Raw genomic sequence first — 1,190 nt, 5'->3', positions numbered from 1 at the left:
GAATTAACGCTTCTGAAAAATCGTATTGTTACAAAGTTTCATTTGTAGATAAATGTGGGAGCGAGTCAGATTTTTCTCCAGCTTTTTGCACAATATTTTTAGGCGAGAATACTCTTCGTAATTTAGAATGGACCAATTCCACGCCCTTTGGGAATACTACAATCAAGCAATTTGAAGTTTTAAGCTTTGATGAACAAACTAACGCAACAACGATAGAGGCTATCAAAACACCGTCTGAAATTACTTATGTACCGATTCTTGATAAGTTTGAAGAAGAAGCTAAATTCCAAATAAAGACAATTTCAATTGATGGCAAAGAAAGTTTTTCAAATACTTACACCATTCCGATTACAGTTAAATTATTTATACCAGAAGCTTTTACGCCTGATAATGACAATTTAAATGAGAGTTTGGAGATAAAAGGCTCTACAAAACGTATAACAACTTTTGAAATACAAATTTTTAATCGCTGGGGAAGTCTTGTATTTACATCTAAAGATTTAAATTTGCAGTGGAATGGCACTTTTCAAAACACCCTCTTACCACCAGATACATATACCTATAAAATTTACGCAAAGAGTAATGATGGTAAGGAAATTAATAAATTTGGCAAGTTTTTGCTGTTAAGATAAAAAATATGTCATAAATGATTAGAAAGCTACTTATTCTACCAATAGCATTAATGATAAGTATTAATGTATCTCACTCTCAGAGTCTTACATCAAATATAAAATATCAACTCGAAACAGGAATTCACCTTTCTTCTTCTGGTAAAACTCCTTTTTGGCTGCGTTCAAACCAATATGGCATTGTTCCCTTAGAGGCCCAGTTTGCGACTTTTAGGGGTTCTGCACATAAAGAATACGATTCCACTAAAAACGAAAATCAAAAATTAAAAAAATTCGGAGTTGGTTATGGAGCTTGGACGGTCGTAAATGTTGGCAAAGTAAATCAGCTATTGTTACCAGAGGTATATATAAAGGCCCGCTATGGGGTTTTTGAATTTTATGGTGGACGAAGAAGAGAGATTGTCGGTTTAGTTGATACTACATTGACTTCGGGCTCATATATTTGGTCTGGTAATGCAATGCCTATACCTAAACTCCAAATCTCCATTCCAAATTATGTGTCGATTATTGGCAAAGGGTTGATTTCAATTAAGGGAGCTTATGCTCATGGCTGGTTTGGGA

General features: G+C 34.2%; 1 protein-coding gene and 1 pseudogene. Both read left to right on the top strand.

All coding sequences use genetic code 11. The annotated features are described in order from the left end of the window. Positions 1-632 (top strand): gliding motility-associated C-terminal domain-containing protein (locus ACOVO2_RS00590; protein ID WP_421768109.1); only part of this gene is annotated, 632 nt, incomplete at its 5' end. Between the two features lie 14 nt (positions 633-646). Continuing rightward, positions 647-1,190, top strand: a pseudogene (locus ACOVO2_RS00585) (capsule assembly Wzi family protein); the annotation flags it as partial.

The sequence above is a fragment of the Emticicia sp. genome, from assembly GCF_049241225.1.
In the GTDB taxonomy this organism is placed as follows: domain Bacteria; phylum Bacteroidota; class Bacteroidia; order Cytophagales; family Spirosomataceae; genus Emticicia.
This window is presented reverse-complemented; position numbering and strand designations above follow the sequence as displayed.